This is a genomic window from Halorubrum sp. C191 (assembly GCF_002727095.1).
Classification (GTDB): domain Archaea; phylum Halobacteriota; class Halobacteria; order Halobacteriales; family Haloferacaceae; genus Halorubrum; species Halorubrum ezzemoulense.
In genome coordinates this window covers 1-20331 of record NZ_NHNZ01000074.1, presented here as the reverse complement: position 1 = coordinate 20331, position 20331 = coordinate 1, and the positions used below count along the sequence as shown (strand labels likewise).

Genomic DNA, 20331 nt, shown 5'->3' with positions numbered 1-20331 from the left:
CGGCGGGCGATCCGGTTATGCCGTCACCACGCGAGGCGATCCGGGAGCACGGCTGGACGGTCGAACACGTCCCCCACGAGAGGATCGCGAAGTACAACGCCTGTTACCGCGTCGAACTCGACGGGGAGCTGATCCACCCGCCAGCGGCCGACGACCTAGGCATCCCGAGGAACGAGGTCTGGATCTCCGAGAAGTGGTCGAGGTACGACCGGTTCATCCTGTATCATGAGCTCAGAGAGATCCTCTACCGGGCGAACGGCCACGACAAGTCCACGGCGCATCGGCTCGCCGAACGCGACGAACTGTCGCTGTGGCGGGACAACCCCCGCTGGCGGGTGATGAACGCCGAGTGGGACCAGGGACGGGCGCACCTCCCGTTCCCGCACGAGGGAGGCGGCCTCAGTCGGCGGACCGCCGCAGCAACAGCGCGATCCCGGTGAGCGACACCGACATCCCGAACAGGATCACGCCGAGGTAGCCGACCGCGATCGACCCGATGTCCTGAATGTGCGAGTGGTACTCGTCGGTCACGTGCGCGTACAGCAGGAGGGTGCCGACCGCGCTGAGCAGGAGACCGACCGCGTTCACTACCAGCCCGAGCTTCGCCATGTCTCTCGTGTCGTCCACGCTCCAGGTAAAAGTGAGCAGTGGAATGGAACGTCGCGGCCTCGCCGCCTCCGGAACGCCCTTGCCCCCGCCGCGATCAGTAGCGGACAGTATGAACCACCGCGAACTCGGCGATGTCGGCGAGGTCAGCGAGGTCGGCTACGGCGCGTGGGAGATCGGGAGCGACTGGGGCGAGGTCACGGAGGACGAGGCGGTCGCGGCGGTCGAGACTGCGCGCGACGCCGGGATCGACTTCTTCGACACCGCCGACGTGTACGGCGACGGTCGCTCTGAGCGGATCCTCGGCGAGACGCTCGCCGACGAGATCGCGGCCGGCGACGTGACCGTCGCGACCAAGGCCGGTCGCCGACTCGACCCCCACGAGCCCGACGGGTACACGGAGGCGAACCTCCGCCGGTTCGTCGACCGCTCGCGGGAGAACCTCGGCGTCGAGACGCTTGACTTGGTCCAACTCCACTGCCCGCCGACGGACGTGTACTACCGGCCGGAGACGTTCGACGCGCTCGCGACGCTCGAATCCGAAGGTCGGATCGACGCCTACGGCGTCAGCGTCGAGCGCGTCGAGGAGGGGCTGAAGGCGATCGAGTATCCCGGCGTCGAGAGCGTCCAGATCGTCTTCAACCCGTTCCGGCAGCGGCCCGCGGAGCTGTTCCTCGACGAGGCCGCCGCGCGCGACGTGGGCGTGATCTGCCGGGTGCCCCTCGCCTCGGGGCTGCTGACGGGCGCGCTCTCCCGCGACGACGAGTTCCCCGAGGACGACCACCGGAACTACAACCGCGACGGCGACGCCTTCGACGTGGGCGAGACGTTCGCCGGCGTCCCCTTCGAGGCGGGCCTCGACGCGGCCGACGCGCTCGACGAGCGCCTGCCGGACGACCGGCCGCTCTCGGAGTTCGCGCTGCGCTGGATCCTCGACCACGACGCCGTCTCGACCGCGATCCCGGGCTCGACGACCCCCGACCACATCCGGGCGAACGCGGCCGCGAGCGTGGCCGCCGCGCTCTCCGACGCCGAGCGCGAGGCCGCGGCGGCGGTGTACGACGAACACGTGCGCGAACACGTCCACCAGCGCTGGTAGGTCGCGGCCGCGGGACCGCGAGTCCGGTCGGGCCGGCCGCGAAACGCGTCCCTTTTTTTGCGCGACTGCGACCGGATCGGCAGAGACGACCGTGGAGAGCGAACGCGAGGCGGCGGCGACCGAGCCCGACGACGAGCGCGAGCGCGGCGAGATCCCCGACGACGAGCGCGAGGCGTTAGAGACGATCGCGCACGGCGCCGTGCTCACCTCCGGCGGGGTCGCCGGCCAGCGCGCGCTGATCGCGGCGGCCGAGTTCGCGCTGACCCGCGGGCTCGGCCCGACCGCCTACGGCGTGTACGCGCTGGCGTGGCGGATCGCTCAGCTCTGCTCCCGGCTCGTGACGTTCGGCAGCGTCCCCGCGATCCAGCGGTACCTCCCGGAGTACGCGGACGACGCGGGCCGGCAGGGCGCCGTCGCCGGTCTCGCGTACGGGACGACGATCGGGTTCGGGGTCGCGATCGCGGTCGGCGTCTGGCTCGCGGCGCCGGAGATAAACGCCGGCACCGTCACCGAGCCGGCGTTCACGGGAACGATGCGCGCGTTCGGCGGCCTCGTCGGGCTGCTCGGGGTCGTGATGGTCGCGTCCGCGCTCTTCCGCGCGGTGGGGTCCGCCCGCGGCGAGGTCCTGTTCAACAAGCTGTTGCGCCCGGGCGTCCGGCTGGTCGGCGCCGTCGGCGCGCTCGCGCTCGGCTACTCGGTCGTCGGCGTCGCCGGCGCCATCGTCGCCGCGACGGGACTGCTGGCCGCGGCCGCCGTCCCCCTCTCGGCGTCCGTCACCGGTGTTCGCCCGACGCTCCGCGGTGCTCGCGCGGAGGCGCGCCGCTTCTACGACCACGCCGCGCCCGTCGCGATGAGCAGCCTCGGGAAGGTGTTCCAGAACCGCGTCGACGTGCTGCTCGTCGGCGCGCTGCTGACGGCGACCGCGGCGGGCGTGTACAACGTCGTCCTCGTGGTGATCGCGGTCGCGTGGATCCCGCTCTTATCATTCAACCAACTGCTCCCGCCGGTCGCCTCGGAGCTGTACGCGGACGACCGGACGGCGACGCTCAACGAGGTGTACGGCTCCGTCACGCGGCAGATCGTCACAGCCGTCGTCCCGATACTCGCCGCGCTCGTGGTGTACGGCCGGGAGATACTCGGCCTGTTCGGCGAGGCGTACGTCGCCGGGTACCTCCCGCTCGTCGTCTACCTCGGCGGCGTCTTCGTCGGGAGCGCGGTCGGCGCGACCGGTTGGCTGCTGATGATGACGGACCACCAGTACGCGCGGATGGCGCTCGACTGGCTGCTCGCGGTCCTCAACGTCGGCCTGACGTACGCGTTCGTCGTCCGCTACGGGCTCGTCGGCGCCGCGCTCGGCACGTCGCTCGCCATCGCGGTCCAGAACGGGATCCAGGTCGTCCTCCTCCGCCGCTTCGAGGGGCTGTGGCCGTTCGACCGGACGTTCCTCACCCCGCTCGCGGCCGGCGGCGTCGCGGCCGCCGCGATGTTCGCGGTCCGGGCGCTGCTGACCGGTCTCCCGGCGGTCCTCGCGGGGAGCGTGATCGGGCTCGCGGCGTACGCGGCCGCGCTCCGACTCCTCGGCGTGGACCCCCGCGACCGGTTCGTCGCGCGGCGGCTGGCGCGCCGGTACCGGGCCGCGATCGCGGAGCGGTTCGACCGCTGAGGATCCCCGCGCGCGGATCGCGACGATTTATTGGCCGACCGCGTCGTACCCACGGTATGCAAACGATCGACCGCGGGTCGGCGGGGTCGGCCCGCGTCGCGATCGTCGGCGGAATCCACGGCGACGAGCCCGCCGGCGTCCGGATAGTGGAGCGGCTCGCCGAGGAACTCCCACCCCTCGACCCGAACGACGACCGCGTGGAGTCCGACGGACTCGTCCGGCTGATACTCGCCAACGAACCGGCGATCGCGGCCGAGACGCGCTACACGGACGCGGACCTGAACCGGGCCTTCCCGGGCGACGCCGACAGCGACGAGTACGAGCGGGCGCTGGCGCCGCGGCTCGCCGCCGAGTTGGAGGAGTTCGACGCCGTGCTCGCGCTCCACACCTCCCACAGCGCCCCGCCGCCGTTCGCCATCTTCAGCGACCTCACGGAGTCCGTCCGCCGCACCGTCACCGGGCTCCCGGTCGACCACGTCGTCGACGCGAGCGGCCTGCGGTCGACGACGCTCGACTCCACGATCCCGCACACCGTCTCGATCGAGGTGGGCCGACAGGGGAGCGAGGCGGCCGTCGAGTTCGGCCACGAGGCGTGTCGAGCGTTCCTCCGCGTTCACGGCGCGATCGCGGACGAGCCGCCGACGTTCTCGGAGACGGTCGTGGTGAAAGGCGACGAGGAGGTGCCGAAGGGCGGCGGCGAGCCGCGCGTCCACTTCGCGAACTTCGAGGCGATCCCGGAGGGCGCCGTGTTCGCGGAGGACGACGTGTACACCCACCGCGTCGAGGAGCCGGGGCTGGTCCCGATCCTCGCGAGCGAGGAGGGGTACGACGACATCTTCGGCATGTACGGCCGCGTCACGGGCGCGTTGAGGCCGCCGGGCGAGGGCGACCTGCGGGTGTACCCGCGCGACGACTCGGAGGGCACGGGAGAAAGCGACGGAGCGCGGAACGGCGCGGACCGGTAAGAACGGTCGGACTGCGTGTTAGCCGGAGCTCACTTCGCGGTCGGCGTGATGTCGCCGACCGCGTCCATCACCTGAACCGCCGCGCTGGCGGCGAGGCCGCGGGCGACCTCGTCGGTGTCGGACTCGGCGATGCCGGCGTCTAAGTCCTCCGGGTCGGGGGTGAAGCCAGCCGAGACGGGGTGGCCGGCCGGGGGGTTGACGGCGACCGTCGCCTGCGGACCGTTCGCGCCGACGGACAGCTCGGAGCCGACGGCGTAGCTGTCGGGCAGATACGATTCCGTGCGCGATACGATTCCGGCGACCGCGCGCCGGAGCTGCCGTTCCTGGTCCGGAGAGAGGTCGACGGCCGCGGGCGAGCCCGCGTCCGTCACACCCGGTGCCCCGGCGTACGGGTTGTTGCCGTTCATTCGAAGACACGACAAGTACGCGGAGCCGAGTCAAAAAGGCGTCGGCGGCGGCGACCGCGGTTTCGACCCGACGCCGGACCGCTCGCGCCGGCTACAGGATGGGCTCGGACTCGCCGTACGCCGCGACCACGACCGCGGTCGCGTACCGGTCCGGCTCGGCGGCGACCGTCTCGACGCGCGTCTCGCGGTCCGGGAGGTCCCAGTCGCGGAGGTCGCCCCCGGCGTCGAGCCCCGCGTGGATCCGGTCGCGGACGCCCTCGGGATCTTCCCCCGTCACCTCGTAGAAGAGTCCCGGTCCCGGGCCGGTCGCCCAGCCCAGCCCCGCGACCGCGTCGGGATGTCGGCGGGGCGCGCGCTTCGACTCGGCGCCCTCGGCGCCCGCGCGACCGCCCTCGCGGAAGTCGACCTCGTCCCCGGGACCGATCGTCCGGCGCGCCTCGACGACCGTGAGCCGGTTTCCAGCGGGACCCAGATCCGGCGCCTCCGACACCGCTTCGACGGTCGCCTCGGCGGGGACGACCGAGGAGACCGCCACGAGGTTGTAGTTGTGGAGGTTCGCGTCCGCGAGCGCGGCGTCGTAGGAGGCCATCGCCGTGTCGGCGACGCCGACGCCGCCGGCGACGTGGATGGTGTTCATTACCGGCGAATCGGCGGCGAGCGCGGTAAGGGGTTACGAACCCGCCCGCCGGCGCGGAGAGTATAAAAATCATTAAAAAGGCGGTGGCGCGTGCCTGCGAGCGGCCGGTAGGCCGCGAGCAGCACGCGCGAGGGAGTCGCGAGCGCAGCGAGCGACGAGGTTGGGGAGGCGTGAGGTGCGGTGCTGCGCGGTGCGGGCGGGACTCAAAGGGGCAGCCGTGAGGCGGGCGCAGGCGATGTAAGCACCGCAGCGAGTGAGCGGAGCGCAACGAGCGAGGAGCGCAACGAGCGTGCGCCCGCCTCACGGCTGGGGCTTTGGCGGTGGTCGCCGCCGATCCACAGTCAACTATTTATAAACGAACCGCTGGAATTTCAGCCGAAGAAACGGGCGCAACAGCACCTCGCAAAAACCGAACTTCAATCACGTAGTCGCAGTCGCCTCAGTACTGGTAGTTGATGACCTGCTCGTCCTCTGTATCCGCGTCCTGAAGCTTATCGCGGGCCTGCTCGAAGTCCGCCTGCGTCACCTCGGTGCGGCCGTCGCGAATGGCAAACATCCCGGCCTCGGTCGCCAGCGAGGCGATGTCCGCGCCGCTGTACCCGTCGAGGTCGCGGGCGACGACGCCGAGATCGACGCCGTCGGCGACGTTCATGTCCGCGGTGTGGATTTCGAGGATGCGCTCGCGGCCCTCCGGACCGGGCTCGGGCACCTCGATGAGGCGGTCGAAACGGCCGGGACGCAGGATCGCCTCGTCGAGCATGTCGAAGCGGTTGGTCGCGGCCATGATCCGGACCTCGCCGCGGTCGTCGAAGCCGTCCATCTCGGAGAGCAGCTGCATCATCGTGCGCTGGACCTCGGCGTCGCCCGAGGTCTTCGAGTCCGTCCGCTTGGCGGCGACCGCGTCGATCTCGTCGATGAAGATGACGGCGGGCTCGCGCTCGGCGGCGAGCTCGAAGAGGTCGCGGACGAGCCGCGCGCCCTCGCCGATGAACTTCCGGACGAGCTCGGAGCCGGCCATCTTGATGAACGTCGCGTCGGACTCGTTGGCGACCGCCTTCGCGAGCATCGTCTTCCCGGTGCCCGGCGGGCCGTGGAGCAGGACGCCGCTCGGGGGTTCGACGCCCACCGTCTCGAACTGCTCGGGGTTCTCGAGGGGGTCCTCGACGGCCTCGCGAACCTCCCGGATCTGGTCGTCGATGCCGCCGATGTCGGCGTACTCGACCTCCGGGGACTCGGTGACCTCCATCGCCTGCGCCCGGGAGTCGGTCTCGTCGTCGAGCACCTGCTGGACCGCGAACGAGTCGTTGATCGCGACGCGGTCGCCGGGACGGAGGTCCTCGTCGAGCCGCGTCGCGGCCTGCGTGAGGACCTCCTGGTTGTTGCCGTGCTGTTTGATCACGACGCCGTCGTCGGTGATCTCTTCGACGGAGGCGATGTACAGCGAGGAGGTCTTCAGGACCTCGTTCTCGCGTTTCAGCTGCTCGACGTCGTCCTTCAGCTCGCCGCGGCGCCCTTCTGCGTCGGCGAGCCGATCTTCCAGTTCATCGTTCACCTGAACGATCCGCCGGTAGTGCTGGCGGATCGCCTCCAGCCGCTCCGCGTCGCTCATCTCGGGGTCGAGCTCCAACCGCGGGCGGTCGGGGAGTGACGGGCTGTGAGACATTCGTTATCCGGAATAGGATGCGGGCGTAAATGTGCCTTTGGGTCACGGAGAGACCGTTGGATCGGCGAGACGAGCGCGACCGCCGGGCCCCCGGAGCGGGGGTGAACGCCCTCAGCCTCCTGCGGTATCAAATACGATAATTGGGAGTCAACGTTTTAGACGGAGGTGAGATAACATCCGCTCATGGACGCACGAACGGCGGGTAGACGCGCCGGTCCGGCGCTCGCGAACCGCGAGGGACGGACCGGGAGGTCCCGCCAATGACGGGCGATCCGGACGCGACCGTCCTCGCGGTCGACGACGAGCCGGACCTCGCGGAACTGTATCGGGTGTACCTCGACCCGTCCTACGACGTTCGGATTGCGACCGGCGGCGAGGAGGCGCTCGACGCGATGGACGACGCGGTTGACGTGGTCCTCCTAGACCGACGGATGCCCGACATGTCGGGCCATGAGGTGTTAGACGCGATCCGCGACGAGGGGTACGACGCCCGCGTGGCGATGCTGACCGCCGTCGAGCCGGACGTCGACATCGTCGAGATGCCGTTCGACGACTACAAGACGAAGCCGGTGACCAAGGAGGACTTGGTCACGCTCGTCGAGGTGCTGCTCCACCGCGCCGCGTTCGACGAGCGCAGTCAGGAGTTCTTCGCGCTCGCCTCCAAGAAGGCGGCGCTGGAGGCCGCGGGCACGACGAACTCCGACGAGTACGAGGAACTCCTCGACCGGATGGAGTCGGTCCGCGTCGAGGTCGACGACACGCTCGATCACCTCTCCGCACGCGACGCGTTCGTCGAGGTCCCCGGCGAAGTCCCGTAGCGCGACACGCGCGACGCGGTCGATATACGAACGGCGGGCGGTCGACGGCGAACGGGGGACTGCCGGGGCGAACGAGACGCGCCCTTCTCGTCGCCGACCCCGGAACAGTCCGACTACTCGATCTCTAGCTCACCGTCCGCGCTCTCCTCGCCGCCGTTCTCGTCCCACTCCAGCTCGAACTCGACGCTCAGCTCGCCCGGCCCTTCCGCGGCCCCCTCGCGCTCCGCCTTCACCTCGAAGGTCGGTCTCGCGGGCGGGTCCAGCGTCGTCGACTCCTCGCCGCGTCTGAGCGTGATCGCGCTCCCGTCGTCGAGCGAGTCCGCGACCGTCCGCAGGTACGCGGCAATCTCCTCGCGGCTCCGCCGGCTCTCGGACTCGAAGATGACTTCCTCGGGCATACCGGTCCGTACGCGTCCTCGCGATATAAATGTCGCCGCGGTGTCCGCGGGAACGCGCGGGCGGCGGGACGCCCCGGACCGTTTTGTGCCACCCGCCCGAACGCTCACGCCATGTCCGTCCCCGACCCGCTCCGCAGGGCCGTCGCCGTCGTCGTCTACTGGACGGCGATCGCGCTCGGCGGGAGCGTTCTTCTCCCCGACCCGACCGGCCCGCTCGTCGCGCTCCCGGTCCTCGGCGGCGGCGCGGTCGTCGCGCACGCGGCACGCACGGACCGACTGGTCCCGCTCGGGTACGCCGTCGGAACGATGTGGCTCGCCGTGCTCGCGCTGTCGGTTGGCACCGGCGTCGTCGACGTGTTCGGGACGCCTGAGGGGGAGATCGCGCCGCTCGCCGACTACCCGGTCCCCGCCGCGCTCGGCACCGTCGGGCTGTTCGGCGTCCTCCTCGTCGCGTACGCGGCGTTCGGTCGCCGGAGCGCGGAGCGAGCCGCCGAGTCGACGTGAGCGGCGCGCGCGGCGACGGCGCTCGATACGCCGGCCGCCTCAGAACCCGTCCTCGAAGACGAACGTCCCGTTCCGCTGGACGACCTCGCCGTCGACCTCGATAACCGAGTCCTCGCTCATGTCGACGATCATGTCGACGTGTTCGGCGGACTCGTTGACCGCGTTCTCCTCGCCGACCGTCTCCGGGTAAGCCGACCCGACCGCCATGTGGACCGTGTCGCCCATCTTCTCGTCGAACAGCATGTTGTAGGTGAACCGGTCGATCTGGCGGTTCATCCCGATGCCGAGCTCGCCGAGGCGACGCGAGCCCTCGTCGGTGTCGAGGATGCCGGAGAGGAGATCCTCGTTGCGCTCGGCGGAGTGGGAGACGACCTCGCCGTCCTCGAACCGGAGCCGGACCCCGTCGATCTCGCGGCCGTAGCGGTAGAGGGGCAGGTCGAAGTGGACCTCGCCGTCGACGCCGTCGCGCGTCGGCGCGGTGAACACCTCGCCGCCGGGGAGGTTCGCCTCGCCGTAGTCGTTGAGCGTGGAGTTCCCCGACACGTCGAGCGTGAGGTCGGTCTCCTCGCCGGACACGATCCGAACCTCGTCGGCCTCGTCCAGGATCTCGACCATGTTCGACTGGAACTCGCGCTGTTCGTCCCAGTCGAGCGAGACGGCGTCCCACACGAAGTTCTCGTACGCCTCGGTGCTCATCCCGGCGAGCTGGGCGTGGCTCGCGGTCGGGTACTGCGTGAGACACCACGTCTTCGAGAGGCGGGTCCGCTTGACGTCCTCCATCGCGCGGTTGTACGCGGCGTTGGTCTCGGGGTCGATGTCGGCGTCCTCGGTGGCGTTCGCGCCGCCGCGCGCGATGACGAACACGTCGGCCTCCTCGTAGAGCGCCCGGCGGTGACTCGGCTCGGTGAACTCCTCCGAGGAGCGCTTGAAGGCGCGCTGGGCGCGCTTCGAGTAGTTGAGGTAGATCGGGTTCGCCCCGCGGTCGCCGCAGACCTCGTGGAGCGCGACGGCGAGGTCCTCGGCCTCCTTGGGCATCTGGATGACCACGTCGTCGCCCGACTCGATGCCGGTGGCGTGGTCGGCGATTATCTCGGCGTGCTCGCGGACGCGTGCGTCCATGACAGCCGGTTTCGCCGCCGGGGAATTACCGCTTTTCCTTCCGGCGTGGCGGGTGGGTGAGGTCGGGACGCCGAGAGCGCGGGCGGCGAGCCGTCGCGACGCGGCGCCGGCGACCGCCGCGACCGCCCCGGCCGCAACGCGTTTGCCCCGCCGTCGCGTAGCTCCGGCCATGTCTCGGCTCGCGTTCCGCGCGGCCGCGGCGGTCGTCGGCGTCGCCCTGCTCGCCGTCTACCTGACCGCGGCGCTGTTCGTCGCCGACCTGCTGCGCGCGGTCTGGGCCGCCCGCCCTGAGCTCCCGGTCCTCCTCGCGCTGCTGGCGGCCGCCGCGCTCGGGTCGGCGTACCTCAGCTACCGGCTCGGTACCGCGCAGATCCTCGCGAACCTGGAGGGGGACCGCGTCCCCCGGGAGCGGGCGCCGGACCTCCACCGCCGGGTCGACTCGCTCGCGGCGCGGATGGACGTCGCGCGCCCGAAGCTGTACGTCACCGACGCGCGCGCGCCGAACGCGTTCGCGGTCGGGGGCGGGGCGGACGGCGGCGCGCTGGTGATCGACCGGTCACTGTTCCGGCTGCTCGCCCCCCGCGAGATCGAGGCAATCTTCGCGCACGAGCTGGCGCACTTGGAGGGGAACGACGGCTTCGCGATCGCGATGGCCGACGGGATCGGGCGCTCGCTGGTCGGGATCGCCACCGTGGTGGCCCTCCCGGCGCTGCTCGCGCTGTCGGGGCTCGCCGCCGCGTCGGCGTGGATCCGCGGGCGACCGGGCGACCGGTCCGGCCCCTTCGCGCGGCTCCACCGGGCGCTCGCGGGCGCGCTGTTCGCCGGATTCGTCCTCGCGACGCTCGTCGCTCGCTCGCGGTCGCGCAAGCGGGAGTTCGCGGCCGACGACCGCGCGGCCGAGGTGACCGGCGACCCGGTGGCGCTCGCGCGGGCGCTCCGCCGGATCGAGCGCGCGACCGATCCGACGTGGTCGTTCGCCCCGTTCTCGACGCACAAGCGGACCGACGGGGCGGCCGAGCGCTGGCTATCGACGCACCCGTCGACCGACGAGCGCGTCGAGCGCCTGCGAGAGAGGGCGGAGGCACAGGGGCCGACGCGCCGGATCCCGGCGGGGCCGTCGCGGACGACCGCCGGGCGCGGGCGGGCGCGGCGGTGAGAGGCGTGGGACACGAGGCCGGAGGATATTGCGGTGGTCGTCACCGCTCGGCCAGCAGTCACCTATCGGCGAGCGACCGGGGCTCTGCCGGTGCGTGCCGTCGGTCCGCCGGCAGCAATAGCGAGGCGATCGACCGCGGCGACGGACGCTCCGACTTACAGCCCGTACTGTTCGCGCGTCACGTCGCCGAGGCCGGACTCCTCCAGCACGTCCGCGGGCACGAGCATGTCGAGCTGGACGACGCCCGGCAGCCGGCCGATCTGGACGCCCCCAGTGAACGTACATCGGGCGCGGACCTCGCCCTCGCTCATGCCGAGCAGCGTCCCGGCGCGGTCGAAGGCGTTCTGCGTGGCGTCGTTGGCGGTCGCGCCCGAGCCGATCACCTGTATCGGGGCGGCGTCGGTGTCGATGTCGACGCCGTGTTCGTCTCCGAGGTCGTCGCCCGCCTCGATCTCCTCGTCGCTGTAGGGCGCGCTGATGAAGGGGAGGTCCTCCTCGTTCGGCAGGAGGACGGGGCCGTCGAGGTCGACGTCCTCGATCACCTCCACGTCCATCGTGACGGTCCCGCTCACGTCGGTGGTATGGAGGGAGAGCTCGCCGTCACCCTGGTTCGCGTGGAGGTCGCCGACGTAGACCCCGCCGCCGTCGACGACGACGGGGCAGATCAGCGTGGCGCCCGCGCGGACCTCGGGCACGTCCATGTGGCCGTCGGTGCGCAGGTCGAGGTCGTCCTCTGTCTCGACGCCGTAGTCGTGGTCGGCGCCGATCAGGTTCTGCCCGAAGTCGCCGGCGTTGTGCGAGTCGGGCATGGTGACCGGCGGCGTGGTGCCGATGTTCCCGATGAACGGGCGGAGGCGACCCAGCGTTCCGGGCATCCCGTCCGGCTCGTACAGCAGGATCGGGTGTTGGCGGGCGTTCTCGGGAATGTCCATCACGCGCTCCGCGTCGGTCGCGAGCTCGTGGGCCCCGTCCTTGTCGAGGGTGATCCCGACCGCGTTCTCGTGGTCGAACGCGACGGTGTACCCGTACTCGAAGCCGAACGAGGAGGCGTTGGCGCCGCACTCCGCGCAGCGGATCGCGTCCTCGCCGGTGCCCTCGACGACGGAGTCGGGCCACGTCGTCCCGCACTCGGGACAGCGGTGGTCGACGAAGGGGTCGTCGCCGAACGCCTCGTCCCGCTCCGCCATCGAGCCCGTGCTGGTCGCCATGCTCGTCACCTCCACGTCGCGGATGTGGATCGCGACCGCGTCGCCGACCTCGGCGCCCTCGACGCGGATCGGGCGCGTCACCTCGTGGCCGCCGCGGAACGACGGCGTCACCATCGGCCCCCAACAGCCCGGCGGCGTGTACGTCGTCACCCGGCCGCCGTCGGCGACCGTCCCGGCCCACTCCTGGTCGGGCCCGACGAGGCCGAGCGTGTACTGGTCGACGTACAGTTCCTCTTTGACCTCTGTTTGCGCCATACCGTATAGTGGTACGGTATGACACGTCATAACCGTAAGGGAGGCGGCACTCGCGCGGCGAATCCCGAGGGCCGCGAATCCCGGGAATCACGAGGCGCGCTCGCTCGGCGGATCGCCCGCGGCGGGGAGCTCCTACCGCACTCGGGGTCTGTCGGGCTCGCGGCCCCCGGGGAGTGGTCACCGGCCCGCGCTCCCGAGATCGCTGGCGAGACCGCCCGATCTGTTTGAAAATAGCGCACCTGAACGAACTCAAAGAGCTTGTAATCAGTCGAACAAGATTATTGAAGACAAAATCTTTTCACTATACGAGTATGTGAGAAAGTACGCGACGAAAATACACTATGCCAGCAATGGAAACCGCTGAGTTCGATACCGAACTCAGTCTCTTCAAGTACGATAATCTCGAACAGCTTCCGCCTGAATACCGCGACTTCGACGAGGCCGAGCGAACGCGACGGATCGAGGGGGCGCTGGACGCGCTCGGCGACGACGTGGTAATCCTCGGCCACAACTACCAGCGACGCGAGATCGTCGAGCACGCGGACTTCGTCGGCGACTCCTACCAGCTGAGCAAGGAGGCCGCCGCGGCCGACGCGGAGTACGTCGTCTTCGGCGGGGTCACGTTCATGGCCGAGTCCGCCGACATCATCACCGACGACGACCAGACGGTCGTCCTCCCGAGCATGGAGGCGTCGTGCCCGATGGCGGGGATGGCCGAGGCGCTCCAGGTCGACGCGGCCTGGGCGGAGCTGACGGCCGCGACCGACGCGGACGTCGTACCGGTCACCTACATGAACAGCTACGCCGACCTCAAGGCGTTCTGCGCCGAGCACGGCGGCTTGGTGTGTACCTCCTCGAACGCCCACCGCGCCTTCGAGTACGCCCTCGACGAGGGCGACAAAGTGCTGTTCCTCCCCGACAAGCACCTGGGGGAGAACACCGCCCACCGGCTCGGGCTCGAAGAGGAGATCGCCGAGTGGGACCCGTGGGACGCCGCCTCCGCCGACGCGGCGGCGGTCGTCGACAACGACGTGATCCTCTGGGACGGCTACTGTCAGGTTCACGAGCGGTTCAGCCCGTCACACGTCGAGCAGGTCCGGGTGGACCACGAGGACGCGCGAGTCGTCGTCCACCCCGAGTGCCGCCGGGAGGTCGTCGAGGCGGCGGACGTGGTCGGCTCCACCGCGACGATCCGCGAGACCGTCGCCGAGGCCGACCCCGGCGAGACGTGGGCGATCGGCACCGAGGTCCACCTGACCCGCCACCTCCAGCGGTGGCACCCGGAGGTGAACGTCGTCCCGCTGTGCGGCGAGGCGTGTATGGACTGTAACGCGATGCGCCAGATCGACCCGAACTACCTCGCGTGGGTGCTCGAAGAGCTGGCCGCCGGGCGCGAGCGCAACGTCGTCGAGGTCGCGCCCGAGGAGAAGGAGCTCGCGCGCGTCGCGCTCGACCGCATGCTGGAGGTGTGAGATGACGGGCCACGAGACCGCAGACGTGCTGGTCGTCGGCTCGGGGATCGCCGGCCTGACGGCCGCGCTCGCCGCAGCGCGCGAGGGGCGCGAAGTGACGGTGGCGACGAAGGCCACGCGCCCCGCGGACGCCGCGTCGTGGTGGGCGCAGGGCGGGATCGCCGTCGCCCGCGACCGACCGGAGCGGTTCAAGCGCGACGTGCTGGCGGCCTCGGACGGGACGGCCGACCCGGACGCGGTCGACGTGCTCGTCGAGAACGCCGACGGCGCCGTCCGGGACGTGCTCGTCGACACGCTCGGCGTCGAGTTCGACCGCGAGGCGGGCGCCGACGCGTTCGACTACGGCCGCGAGGCCGCCCACAGCGAGGACCGGATCCTCCACGTGGGCGCGGCGACGGGCGAGCACGTCCACGTCCCGCTGTTGAACCACCTCGACGGACGCGACGGCGTCGAGGTCGTCGGCGACGCGGCCGCGCTGGAGTTGATCACGCGCGAGGGGCGGGTCCACGGGGCCGTCGTGGCGTCGGACGACGGTCGCGTCCCGATGTACGCGAACGCGACCGTGCTCGCGACCGGCGGAGTCGGCGACCTGTTCCCGCGCTCGACGAACCCGCGCGGCGCCACCGGCGACGGGGTCGCGATGGCCGCGCTCGCGGGCGCCGACGTGACCGACATGGAGTTCGTCCAGTTCCACCCGACGGCGTACGACGCGGGCCCGGACGAGGAGGGGTTCCTGGTCAGCGAGGCGGTCCGCGGCGAGGGCGCGCTGCTGCGCAACGGCGACGGCGAGCGGTTCATGCCGGAGTACCACGAGGACGCCGAACTCGCGCCGCGCGACGTGGTCTCGCGGGCCGTGGCCGCCGAGCGCGACGCCACGGGCGAGGTTCGCCTCGACGTGGGGCCGCTCGACTTCGCGGGCGAGTTCCCCGGCCTCGCCGACAAGTGCGACGACCGGGGCGTCGACCCGACCGACGGAATCCCCGTCGCGCCCGCCGAACACTTCCTCTGCGGCGGCGTCGCCGTCGACGACCGCGGGCGGACGACCCTCGACCGGCTCTACGCCGTCGGCGAGTGCGCGCGGACCGGCGTCCACGGCGCGAACCGGCTCGCCTCCACGAGCCTCCTCGAAGGGCTCGTCTGGGGGCTCCGGGCGGGCGCCGACGCGGCCGAGACGGCAGGTTCCGACGGGGCGCCGGCGGACCCAGAGCGGGTCGCGCCCCCGGACCTACTGGACCGCGACCCCGACCTCCCGTCAGCGTTCGCCCGCGAGAAGTTCCGCCGACTCCGCCGAGTGATGGGAGAGCACGTCGGGATCGAGCGCGACCCCGCCGACCTCCGACGGGCGCTCAACGTCCTGCGGCGGCTCAAGGGCGAGGTCGACGCCTACGTCCGGACGCGGACCTCGCGCTCGCTGTACGAGCTCCGCAACGCGACCGTGACGGCGCTGTTGGTGACGCGACAGGCGCTGGCGAACGACGAGAGCGTCGGGACGCACTACGTCGCGGACGACGCCGAGCCCGCCGAACCCGGGCCGGCGGCCGACGACTGATGCTCACCGACGCCGACGTGGAGCGCTGGCTCCGCGAGGACGTGGGGCACCACGACGTGACGAACGACGTGCCGGGCGAGACGAGCGGCCGGCTCGTCGCGAAAGAGTCCGGCGTCGCGGCCGGCGTCGACGCCGCGAGCGCCGTGTTCGACTACCTCGACGCGACCGTGACCGAGCGCGTCGCGGACGGGACCGCGGTCGAGCCCGGCGACGCGCTGCTGCGGGTCGCGGGACCGGCACAGGCGGTCCTCCGCGGCGAGCGCGTCGCCGTGAACGTCGCGGCCCACGCCTCGGGAGTGGCGACGCGGACCGACGCCGCGGTCGCGGCCGCCCGCGAGGTCGACGACGACGTTCGGGTCGCGGCGACCCGCAAGACAACGCCCGGGCTCCGCGGCGTCGAGAAGCGCGCCGTCGCGGCCGCCGGCGGCGACACCCACCGCCTTGACCTCTCGCACATGGTCATGGTCAAGGACAACCACGTCGCGGAGCTGGGGCTGACGGAGGCGATCGAGCGCTTCCGCGAGCGCGCCTCCTTCGCGACGGGCGTCGAGGTCGAGGTCGAGGGCCCGGACGCCGCCGCGCGCGCCGCCGCGGTCGGCGCCGACGTCGTCCTACTCGACAACATGGCGCCCTCGGAGACGACGGCGGCGGCTGAGCGCGTGGCCGCCGCGGACGGAGACGCGCTGACCGAAGCGTCGGGCGGGATCACGGTCGAGACCGTCCCGGACTACGCCGCGACCGGGGTGGACGTGATCTCGATGGGCGGGCTCACCCACTCCGCGCCGGCGCTCGACCTGTCGTTCCGGACGGGAAGCGACGGGTAGCTCGCCGGCGGCGAGACGGGCGCCGGCGGCGAGGTCGGCTCCGTTCGCGACCGCTCGCGTCGCGGAGTGATCTGGTGGTTTTTATGAATCCCACACCCACGGTCAGGGTATGCAGACCCACGTCGTGCCCGTCGGGTTCGACTACGACCGGATGATCGCCCCCCTCATCCGGGACCAGTTCGACGTCGACCGGGTGATCCTCTTGGAGGGGACGGTCGGCAGCGAGGCCAACGTCGAGTACTCGCGCAACATCGCGCGCAAACTGGAACAGGACTTCCAGAACCTGCTCGGCGCGGAGACGGTCCGCGAGCAGTTGGACGACGTGTACGACTACGACGCCGCCTTCGAGCGCGCCTTCGACCTGATCAACGCTGAACTCGATCGCGAGGAGGGAGTCGACGAGTCCGACGAGCGCGAGGTGTGGGTGAACCTCTGTTCGATGCCCCGGCCCGTCTCCTTCGCGTTCGCGACCGCGGCCCACTCGATAATGGTCGAGCGGCAGGCGGACCGCGACCGCATCCACACCTACTACACCGCCCCCGAGAAGTACCTCGAAACCGAGTTGGCGGAGGAACTCCGCGCGACCCGCGACCTCCTGCGCGACCTCGACCAGGGGAGCGACGCCGACGCGCTCGCGGACGCGGGCGTCGATCCCGACCGCGTCGCCGATCGGCTCGCGAGCACCACGGACCTCCTCGCGGAGTTCGACGAGCGCGGCACCACCATCGGCGCGAAGCGGATCGGCGACCGCCACGTGATCGAGCTGCCGGTCGCCTCCTTCCAGAACGTCAAGCCGTTCGAGGAGCTGGTGCTGTTCACGCTCGGCGAGCACGGCGAGTTCGAGTCCGTCTCCGAGCTGGCGGAGACGCTCGCGGCCGAGCTCAACGAGGAGTACACGGACTCGTTCCGCTCGAAGGTGATCTACAACGTCGACCGGCTCGGTCCCGGCGGGAAGGGGTACATCGAACGCGAGGAGCACGGGAAGTCCTACCGGACGAGCCTCTCGCGGATCGGGGAGCTGTGGGTCCGCTCGCACGCCGACGAGGATCGGGACGTGGCGTGAACAGCTGGGACATGAGGTAAACGCTCGGGACGCGGAGCGAACGACCGGGACGTGACGCGAGCGGCGGCGAGCGAGATGCCGCCCATCGAAGGGTAGTTACCCTCCGGGCGGCACGCTGCGGTATGGAGACGGCACTCGTTATCCTCGACGGCTGGGGGCTCGGCGACCACGACCGCCGCGACGCCGTGAAGGCGGCCGACACGCCGACGTTCGACGCGGCGACGGAGCGCGGGGCCGACGGCCGCCTCGTGGTTCACGGGCGGCGCGTTGGGCTCCCGGAGGGACAGATGGGCAACTCCGAGGTCGGCCACCTCAACATCGGCGCGGGGCGGGTGGTCAAGCAGGCGTACACCCGGATCACGGACGCGCTGGGGGAGGGGTCGCTCTCGGACAACGACGCGGTCGCGGCCGCGCTCGACCACGCGGACTCGACCGGCGGCCGCGTCCACTTCATGGGGCTCGTCTCCGACGGCGGCGTCCACTCGGACGTGGAACACCTGCTCGCGCTGATCGACGCCGCGGCCGACGCGGGCGTGCCCGCCACGAGCCACGCGTTCACCGACGGCCGCGACACGGCCCCGGAGATCGCCGACGAGTTCCTCGCCGACGTGACCGCGAAGGCCGACGAGCGCGGCACCGGTCACGTCGCGACCGTGACGGGGCGCTACCACGCGATGGACCGCGACGAGAACTGGGGGCGGACGAAGAAGGCGTACGACGCCATCGTCGGTCGCGAGGCCCCGAACGAGGCCGAGAGCGCGGTTGCGGCCGCCCGAGAGGCACACGCCCGCGGGGAGACGGACGAGTTTGTCGAGCCGACGCTCGTCGCCGACGAGCCCGCCCTCGCCGACGGCGACGCGGTGATATTCTTCAACTTCCGCGCCGACCGCGCCCGACAGCTGGTCCGGATGCTGACCGACACGCGGCCCGAGTGGGAGTTCGACCTCGGCCAGCCCGAGGTCCGCATGACGACGATGACCGAGTACGACGAGACGTTTGAGTTCCCGGTTGCGTTCCCGCCGGAGATCCCCGCGAACACGATCGGCGAGGTCGTCGCGGACGCCGGCGGCACGCAGCTCCGGATCGCGGAGTCGGAGAAGTACCCTCACGTCACCTACTTCCTCAACGGCGGCCGAGAGGTGGAGTTCCCGGGCGAGATCCGGACGATCGTCGAGAGCCCGGACGTGCCGACGTACGATCAGCAACCGGAGATGTCCGCGCCCGAGGTGACCGACGAGGCCGTCGAGACCATCGCGTCGGACGACCCCGACCTGCTCGTGTTGAACTACGCGAACCCCGACATGGTTGGCCACACCGGCGACTTCGAGGCGGCCGTCGAGGCGGTCGAGGCCGTCGACGCCCAGCTCGACCGCCTGCTCTCCGCGGTCGCCGACGCCGGCGCGCACGCGGTCGTCACCGCGGACCACGGCAACGCCGACGACATGGGTACCGCGGACGACCCCCACACCGCCCACACGTACAACCCGGTCCCGTTCGTCTACCTGACGCCCGACGGCGACGACGGCGCGAAGCGGGTCCGCGAGGCCGGGTCGCTGTGCGACATCGCCCCGACGCTGCTCGACCTGATGGAGCGCGACCGCCCCGATGAGATGACCGGCGAGAGCCTGCTGGAGCGTAAACGATAAACTTCGGATCGATTCTCGCTCGTTCCACGGCGTTTTAATACGTCGTCGGGCTTGTGATCGTTCATGACAGACGAGACCACGCCCGTGATCGCGGCCGCCTACCGAACACCGCAGGGGAAAGACGGCGGCGTCTACGAGGACGTCCGCAGCGAGGACCTCTCGACGACGCTCATCGACCATGCGCTCGACGAGACGGGGCTGACGAGCGACCACGTCGACGACCTGATGTGGGGGGTCGCACAGCAGCGCACCGAGCAGGACAACAACGTCGCGCGCGTCATCGCCCTCCTCTCGGAGCTGGGTGAGTCGGTGCCCGCCACCTCGATCAACCGCTGGTGCGCCTCCTCGATGCAGGCGATCATCTCGGCGTCGGACGCCATCGCCGCCGGGAACCGCGAGTGTATCATCGCGGGCGGGGTCGAGAACATGAGCCGCGTCCCGATGGACGGCGACTCCTACGAACACCTCCACCCGGAGCTGTCTGAACAGTACAACATCTTCCAGCTCCAGATGGGGATGACCGCAGAGAAGGTCGCCGAGGAGTACGAGGTGAGCCGCGAGGCCCAAGACGAGTACGCCGCCCGTAGCCACCAGCGCGCCGCCGAGGCGACCGAGTCGGGCCGCTTCGACGACGAGATCGTCCCCGTCGAGACGGACGACGGGCTCGTCGAGGCGGACGAGGGGATCCGCCCGGACACGACCGCCGAGAAGCTCGCCGACCTGCCGCCCGCCTTCACCGGCGACGGCAGCGTCACCGCGGGGAACTCCTCGCAGATCTCTGACGGCGCGTCGCTGACCGTCGTCACGAGCAGGGCGTTCGCGGAGGAGCACGGGCTCGACGTGCTCGCCGAGGTCGGCACGAACGCGGTCGCCGGCGTCGACCCCACCGTGATGGGGATCGGCCCGGTGCCCGCCACCCGGAGCCTGCTCGACCGCGCGGGCACGGACATCGACGACTACGACCTCGTCGAACTCAACGAAGCGTTCGCCTCCCAGTGCGAGTACTCGCGGCGCGAGCTCGGCATCGACGAGGACCAGTACAACGTCAACGGCGGGGCCATCGCCATCGGCCACCCGCTCGGCGCCTCGGGCGCGCGCCTCCCCGTGACGCTGCTCCACGAGATGCAAAAACAGGACGCCGACCGCGGGCTCGCGACGCTTTGCGTCGGCTTCGGGCAGGGCGCCGCGATCGAGTTCCTGCGATAGGCGACGCAGACCTCGAAAATCTTCTGCGGTGGCGCGTGCCGACGAGCGGCCGTCATCGGCGGCCGCGAGACAG

At 71.0% G+C, this 20331-nt stretch carries 20 protein-coding genes; 13 read left to right on the top strand and 7 right to left on the bottom strand.

Annotation, left to right across the window (positions count from 1 at the left end; genetic code table 11):
• Positions 1 to 17 precede the first annotated feature (17 nt).
• A complete protein-coding gene (locus tag Z052_RS06205; RefSeq protein WP_086220071.1) occupies positions 18 to 440 on the top strand; it encodes a hypothetical protein in 423 nt (140 codons plus the stop codon).
• Here Z052_RS06205 and Z052_RS06200 read toward each other — a convergent pair.
• A complete protein-coding gene (locus tag Z052_RS06200) occupies positions 400 to 627 on the bottom strand; it encodes a hypothetical protein (RefSeq protein WP_233127177.1) in 228 nt (75 codons plus the stop codon). The two genes, Z052_RS06205 and Z052_RS06200, sit on opposite strands and share 41 nt — an antisense overlap.
• A 91-nt stretch (positions 628 to 718) precedes the next feature.
• Between Z052_RS06200 and Z052_RS06195 the strand changes: the two genes are divergently transcribed.
• The 3 genes from Z052_RS06195 (at position 719) to Z052_RS06185 (ending at position 4333) form a co-directional block, all read left to right on the top strand.
• Positions 719 to 1705, top strand: coding sequence for an aldo/keto reductase (locus Z052_RS06195; RefSeq protein ID WP_086220072.1), 987 nt, complete (start codon positions 719 to 721; stop codon positions 1703 to 1705).
• Between the two features lie 91 nt (positions 1706 to 1796).
• Positions 1797 to 3368 (top strand): lipopolysaccharide biosynthesis protein, encoded by a 1572-nt coding sequence (locus Z052_RS06190; RefSeq protein WP_094519844.1) that lies wholly within the window; start codon positions 1797 to 1799, stop codon positions 3366 to 3368.
• A 56-nt stretch (positions 3369 to 3424) separates the two neighbouring features.
• Entirely contained in the window at positions 3425 to 4333 is a 909-nt protein-coding gene (locus Z052_RS06185; RefSeq protein WP_049931580.1) for a succinylglutamate desuccinylase/aspartoacylase family protein, read from the top strand.
• Positions 4334 to 4362: 29 nt separating this feature from the next.
• Here the strand turns inward: Z052_RS06185 and Z052_RS06180 are convergent, their stop codons facing one another.
• From Z052_RS06180 to Z052_RS06170, 3 genes are all read right to left on the bottom strand, one after another.
• Positions 4363 to 4740 carry a DUF5811 family protein gene (locus Z052_RS06180; protein WP_006628157.1) on the bottom strand — a complete coding sequence of 126 codons (378 nt, stop codon included), beginning with the start codon at positions 4738 to 4740 and terminating at the stop codon, positions 4363 to 4365.
• A gap of 91 nt (positions 4741 to 4831) precedes the next feature.
• A complete protein-coding gene (locus Z052_RS06175) occupies positions 4832 to 5377 on the bottom strand; it encodes a pyruvoyl-dependent arginine decarboxylase (RefSeq protein ID WP_049931579.1) in 546 nt (181 codons plus the stop codon).
• A gap of 439 nt (positions 5378 to 5816) precedes the next feature.
• Positions 5817 to 7040 carry a proteasome-activating nucleotidase gene (locus Z052_RS06170; RefSeq protein WP_049931578.1) on the bottom strand — a complete coding sequence of 408 codons (1224 nt, stop codon included), beginning with the start codon at positions 7038 to 7040 and terminating at the stop codon, positions 5817 to 5819.
• A 260-nt stretch (positions 7041 to 7300) separates the two neighbouring features.
• Between Z052_RS06170 and Z052_RS06165 the strand changes: the two genes are divergently transcribed.
• Positions 7301 to 7858 carry a response regulator gene (locus Z052_RS06165; protein ID WP_049931577.1) on the top strand — a complete coding sequence of 186 codons (558 nt, stop codon included), beginning with the start codon at positions 7301 to 7303 and terminating at the stop codon, positions 7856 to 7858.
• Between the two features lie 113 nt (positions 7859 to 7971).
• On the opposite strand, the gene Z052_RS06160 is transcribed toward Z052_RS06165, so the two are convergent.
• Positions 7972 to 8256, bottom strand: coding sequence for an amphi-Trp domain-containing protein (locus tag Z052_RS06160; RefSeq protein ID WP_049931576.1), 285 nt, complete (start codon positions 8254 to 8256; stop codon positions 7972 to 7974).
• Positions 8257 to 8367: 111 nt separating this feature from the next.
• Between Z052_RS06160 and Z052_RS06155 the strand changes: the two genes are divergently transcribed.
• Positions 8368 to 8760, top strand: coding sequence for a hypothetical protein (locus Z052_RS06155; RefSeq protein WP_099288912.1), 393 nt, complete (start codon positions 8368 to 8370; stop codon positions 8758 to 8760).
• 39 nt (positions 8761 to 8799) lie between these two features.
• Here Z052_RS06155 and Z052_RS06150 read toward each other — a convergent pair whose 3' ends face one another.
• Positions 8800 to 9879, bottom strand: coding sequence for an aminopeptidase (locus tag Z052_RS06150; RefSeq protein WP_049931574.1), 1080 nt, complete (start codon positions 9877 to 9879; stop codon positions 8800 to 8802).
• 169 nt (positions 9880 to 10048) lie between these two features.
• Here Z052_RS06150 and Z052_RS06145 point away from each other — a divergent pair, with 169 nt between their 5' ends.
• Positions 10049 to 11035, top strand: a complete 987-nt coding sequence (locus Z052_RS06145; protein WP_094519845.1) for a M48 family metallopeptidase — start codon at positions 10049 to 10051, stop codon at positions 11033 to 11035.
• 155 nt (positions 11036 to 11190) lie between these two features.
• Here Z052_RS06145 and Z052_RS06140 read toward each other — a convergent pair whose 3' ends face one another.
• Positions 11191 to 12498 (bottom strand): acetamidase/formamidase family protein, encoded by a 1308-nt coding sequence (locus Z052_RS06140; protein WP_086220271.1) that lies wholly within the window; start codon positions 12496 to 12498, stop codon positions 11191 to 11193.
• Positions 12499 to 12839: 341 nt separating this feature from the next.
• On the opposite strand from Z052_RS06140, the gene nadA reads away from it, so the two are divergent.
• The 6 genes from nadA (at position 12840) to Z052_RS06110 (ending at position 20258) form a co-directional block, all read left to right on the top strand.
• On the top strand, positions 12840 to 13970 hold the full coding sequence (gene nadA, locus Z052_RS06135; protein ID WP_094519846.1) for a quinolinate synthase NadA: 1131 nt from the start codon (positions 12840 to 12842) through the stop codon (positions 13968 to 13970).
• 1 nt (position 13971) lies between these two features.
• Positions 13972 to 15519: an L-aspartate oxidase gene (locus Z052_RS06130; RefSeq protein WP_094519847.1), complete on the top strand. Its 1548-nt coding sequence runs from the start codon at positions 13972 to 13974 to the stop codon at positions 15517 to 15519.
• Positions 15519 to 16343, top strand: a complete 825-nt coding sequence (nadC, locus tag Z052_RS06125; RefSeq protein ID WP_094519848.1) for a carboxylating nicotinate-nucleotide diphosphorylase — start codon at positions 15519 to 15521, stop codon at positions 16341 to 16343. The genes Z052_RS06130 and nadC overlap by 1 nt, the downstream gene beginning before the upstream one ends.
• Positions 16344 to 16452: 109 nt before the next feature.
• On the top strand, positions 16453 to 17406 hold the full coding sequence (locus tag Z052_RS06120; protein WP_049931568.1) for a DUF6293 family protein: 954 nt from the start codon (positions 16453 to 16455) through the stop codon (positions 17404 to 17406).
• Between the two features lie 122 nt (positions 17407 to 17528).
• Positions 17529 to 19052 (top strand): 2,3-bisphosphoglycerate-independent phosphoglycerate mutase, encoded by a 1524-nt coding sequence (gpmI, locus tag Z052_RS06115; RefSeq protein ID WP_094579775.1) that lies wholly within the window; start codon positions 17529 to 17531, stop codon positions 19050 to 19052.
• A gap of 63 nt (positions 19053 to 19115) precedes the next feature.
• On the top strand, positions 19116 to 20258 hold the full coding sequence (locus Z052_RS06110; RefSeq protein ID WP_086216589.1) for a thiolase family protein: 1143 nt from the start codon (positions 19116 to 19118) through the stop codon (positions 20256 to 20258).
• Positions 20259 to 20331 lie beyond the last annotated feature (73 nt).